We start from the raw sequence: 4,170 nt of genomic DNA, 5'->3' as shown, positions 1-4,170 counted from the left end.
GGAGAAAAATTATCCGATGTAGACTTGCTAAAAGCCTACAAAGGGCAACAGACCGTAGAAAATCGTTTTCGATTTTTGAAAAATCCTTATTTCGTGGGAAGGATTTACCTAGAAAAACCCAAGCGAGTGGAAGCCTTCGCCTATGTCATGATGTTGAGCGTCATGGTGTATAGCGTTTTTGAGTACCTCATTCGTAAAAACATGGAAGGTGAGAACGAACCGCTGGATTTGATGGGCGGGAGCAGAAATAGTTTTCGACCAACAGGAGAGTCTGTCTTGGAGATTCTGGATACAGTGGACATCGTACACTTTAAACAGGAAGAAGGAATCGTCCGTGTATTATCGGTCAACGGAAAAGCTCGTGTGGAACGTATTTTAGGTTTACTTGGCTTGAGTGAGAGTGTTTTTACGGAGCCGCAAGGTCAAAAGATTGTCGAAAAAACAGGCCAGTAACATAGGCTTAAAATCCTTTTGCTTCGTTTGTGTCGATATATGTTGTGTGCTGTCTTTATTTATAAAACACTGTCATAAGAGCAATGATCGGTTGCTTTTATGACAGTGGGCTTTGCCAAAAAAATTTTGCGTGGTAGGTGTAGCGCGGAATATGGGTTAGAAATGCTCCTTATTTTATTTTTCTAAATATGTTACTTTAACTAAAGACGTCAATATGAGAAAAAAAGTTTCACATTTTTTAAAATTTTTTATCAAGGAGAGTTATCTACATATTCTATATACGGAGAAAAAAGAATTGTTTTAAATGATGGATTACTCCAGAGGGATACAATGTTTATTGTACTTGGGAACAATATGTAATAAAGGGATACAATCAAATTTAGATTTATGATAAAATGACACTTGGGTGTTTTTGCCCAACGCCCCGAAAAAGGGGAATAATAAATTATGTTTCCTTGATTAAATCCCAAACAGGATAAATTATGTTTCGTTATGCTCCCGATAAGGATGTTTTGTAAGGCGTAAGTAAACATAAATGACCTTATGTTTACTTATGGGCATATTAAGTGACCCATCTAAAAACCTAGGTCACACAAGGATTACAGGCTTATTCCACCTTTTAGGGGGATGTGCAAAAACACCCTAATTAAAGGGCTTTTTTCTTACTCTTTTTTATAAAATTATTCACCAAATCATGATTCTTTTTTCGCTCTTCTTTAGTTTCTTCAGGAGCAATGGCAAAAACACCATTTGTTGATTCCTCTGCTAGATCGTGTAGCTTGTCTTGCCTGCAGGTGATATGATTTAGATTTTTAATCAATTTCATCACACTCCTTCTCCTTTATTTAAGTATAACTTAATTAGGTGATTGGAAGCAAATGAATCTAAAATCATTCGTTGATTTCCTATATATTTTGCTCCCAAATTTTCGTAATATCTAATCAGTTTTTTATCGAGTTTTATATGGATACAAACATAACCATCATAGCCCTTATCAAAGCTCTTTTTACAAGCATAAGCCAATAATGCTGGTGCTATTCTTAACTCCCCATTAGGACCTCTGTTGTGGGGTGCAGACTCCAAATATCTAACAAAAATATATCCTTCTCCATCATCAATTTCTTCAAATGATATTAATCCCTGTATATGATTGTCACCAACAATTAATAATTTATACGGTTGATAATGAGGATCTAATATTTCTTTTTTCCAATCAAATGTCCACCGTATGGGGTTTATAGCTAAATCATTTAGGAGAAGTCGATGAAGCACACCTGGGTAAATCTCATTGTTATGTTTATTTATAATGTTAAATTTCAAATAAAATCACCGCCTGACTATCATTATAAACGTTTTTCTCCAATGAGAGGGCTTGATCTTTATTTTATTACTTCTTCCATCATATCAACAAGTGCACTTCTCTCCATCCTTGCCATATCAATTATCCAATAATCTTCCGCATTCTTCATTACATCGACTGACCATCTTCCTGATAACCCGCTACAGCCATCCATATATTTCTCTACTTCAGAGACAACCATTTCTTTGTTTTCTCTGTATTCTTTTACAATACGATCTTTTTCATGACTATAAACTGTTTGATCTTTCTTGTTGTACAACCCTATCTCCATTACATCAGGATGCCAGTAATTGGCCACTCCTACAGACTTCTTTTCATCGAAATCATAAAACACTCGAAATTCAGTGTGTAAAGGCATTCCATAATATATCGTTGGAAGTTCTTCTTTATCTTCAATGTATTCTCTAAATACAATTTCAGATGTCGTATCTGCGCCTACAACCATTGAATTGTAATAAATATCTAAAAAATATCTTCCTACTTCTTCTCTATTTTTATCTTCAACAATTGTCTTATCGAAAACAAACTTATCACTAAAAATGCCAGTTTTCATAAACAATTTTTTCCCATCCATAAAATCTTGAATTTTTCCAAGAAGAACATCATTAAAAACCTTAACATTATTATCAGAGTAGTCATCAGAACGCAACCAGGTCCATGTGGAATAATCCATTTGGATGATCCTCGTTATAGGGATTTGCAAAATCGAATTATCTTTTGTGGTGGAAGACTCAATTTTAGGAAACCAGTAAGACATATTTTCGGGATTTAGCTTGGAAAGTTCAAAGTTTTTTCTTCTCCTAGTTTCTATTTCTTCTTCAGACTCAGGTAAAAACATTTTGTCAATTAAAAAATTGTCTTTTTTGCTCATTTTAAAAACTCCTTTTTGTGTTAAAACACCATTTCATATTGTCCTTGTGTTACTTTCTTACTTTTAGATTCAGATATTTTGATATTCACTTCCTGTATGATCTTCTCCACTATAATATTTTTCTTCTTATATTCAGCTAACCTGACTTTTCTTTCTTCAAGAAAAGCTCTGTTACTATCTTCGATGTTAGACATTTCAGCTTTAGCTGATTTGCCAAGCGTAGCATTAAATGGTGGGTTTGTGGTCACAGTATCCCACCCTATCTCTCTTGCTTGTGCTTTTACAATTTTAATCTTTTGATCATGTGGAATACTTTCCCAGGGATGCATCATATCTTCTTCATACTTAAAAATTTCTCTTTTTGATAAATCAAGAGGATGACAATACACATCAATCCACTCACTATTTTCCTCAAAGATATGCTTAGGAACCCGATATTCTTCTAATAAGGAGTTCCCATAATAGATACGAGTATCCACATTAAATTCAAAGTATCTATTGATGGTTAATGCTTGGGGATCCGCATGAACACCTACAATTGGTTTCGGTACATACAACATCCAAGGCTTATAAAGAAAAGCTTGAATACTTGCTACTTTCACCATGATTAGGCTTAAGTCGACTCCTATAAGGTTTAACGAGTTAGATGGTAATAGCATGGCAGCTCCACCAATGCAAGGCTCAAATTGGCTGCAGTTTCGTGATTCATTGTCTGCAGAAATCATCATATTCATCATTGAAGTTATGGACATAGGAGTAGGATAATAATCTAAATGTCCACTTTGTCCATGAACAGAAACAAAATTTGATAAGTAATCTGCCGGCTCCATAAGTAAAAGATCTAAGTTAAAAGTTTGATACAACTTATTCCATATAGCTTCAGGAAGTCTAGGTTTTTCAAACCAGGAAATACCAAGAGCATATCCTATCCATTCAATAAAATCATTTACCCTATACCCATTGGAGTAAATGATTTTCATACATTCTTCTAACATCTTCTCCCCCATGCTGCCGCTAGTTGAATCACTAGTGATCCTAGTATCTGGAAATGAATCTATATCTATCTCCCCAGTAGCATTAGTGAGTAACCAGTGATACCATTTCCCATCAAGCATCGTGTCCGTCATCATGGCCAATCCCCGAAGCCATCCAAATGTATATGAATCCTCCACAGATTGTGGAGGGCGAATAAACAACTGGTGATTCATAATGTTAAACATTCTATCTTGCTTCAATAACATTTCTTCAACACTCATAGCATTAAGTATGTTGTTGACCTTCTCTTTGAGAGGATCCAATTTTTGTTTTCCTTTTTTCATAAAGCACCTCCAAATAAAAAACCCCCAATTTATTTGGAGGCTTACTAACTCAAGTTTCGGACATGCTAAATAAGCCTTAACGCTTGGTATGAAAGGGATAGGTACAATTCTATTATCATGCTGTCCCAGCATGAAGTAGTGGATTTCGCAAATAGTCAGGTAATTTG

General features: G+C 35.0%; 4 protein-coding genes and 1 pseudogene. 1 reads left to right on the top strand and 4 read right to left on the bottom strand.

From position 1 onward, the window contains the following. Window positions 1-453, top strand: a pseudogene (locus MUB24_RS22675) (IS1634 family transposase); the annotation flags it as partial. A gap of 646 nt (window positions 454-1,099) precedes the next feature. Here MUB24_RS22675 and MUB24_RS22670 read toward each other — a convergent pair. The 4 genes from MUB24_RS22670 to MUB24_RS22655 are packed head-to-tail and all read right to left on the bottom strand — an operon-like array spanning window position 1,100 to window position 4,003. Beyond that, the gene (locus tag MUB24_RS22670) at window positions 1,100-1,282 is read right to left on the bottom strand and encodes a hypothetical protein (protein ID WP_244707966.1); all 183 of its coding nucleotides are present in this window, start codon (window positions 1,280-1,282) and stop codon (window positions 1,100-1,102) included. Next, on the bottom strand, window positions 1,279-1,773 hold the full coding sequence (locus MUB24_RS22665; RefSeq protein WP_244707964.1) for a hypothetical protein: 495 nt from the start codon (window positions 1,771-1,773) through the stop codon (window positions 1,279-1,281). Before MUB24_RS22665 ends, MUB24_RS22670 begins: the two co-directional genes overlap by 4 nt. Window positions 1,774-1,832: 59 nt before the next feature. Continuing rightward, window positions 1,833-2,684: a hypothetical protein gene (locus MUB24_RS22660; RefSeq protein WP_244707962.1), complete on the bottom strand. Its 852-nt coding sequence runs from the start codon at window positions 2,682-2,684 to the stop codon at window positions 1,833-1,835. 20 nt (window positions 2,685-2,704) lie between these two features. Next, complete coding sequence (locus MUB24_RS22655; RefSeq protein WP_244707960.1) at window positions 2,705-4,003, bottom strand: hypothetical protein; 1,299 nt, start codon at window positions 4,001-4,003, stop codon at window positions 2,705-2,707. Window positions 4,004-4,170 lie beyond the last annotated feature (167 nt).

The organism is Lederbergia sp. NSJ-179 (assembly GCF_022867885.1).
In the GTDB taxonomy this organism is placed as follows: domain Bacteria; phylum Bacillota; class Bacilli; order Bacillales; family Bacillaceae_C; genus Lederbergia.
The sequence above is the reverse complement of the archived record's forward strand: the minus strand, read 5'-3'. Positions and strand labels throughout refer to the sequence as shown.

What these genes read in the sequence shown, in the direction of transcription:
- MUB24_RS22660 (WP_244707962.1), bottom strand. Translation starts at nt 2,684, where the DNA reads ATGAGCAAAAAAGACAATTTTTTAATTGACAAAATGTTTTTACCTGAG.
- MUB24_RS22655 (WP_244707960.1), bottom strand. Translation starts at nt 4,003, where the DNA reads ATGAAAAAAGGAAAACAAAAATTGGATCCTCTCAAAGAGAAGGTCAAC.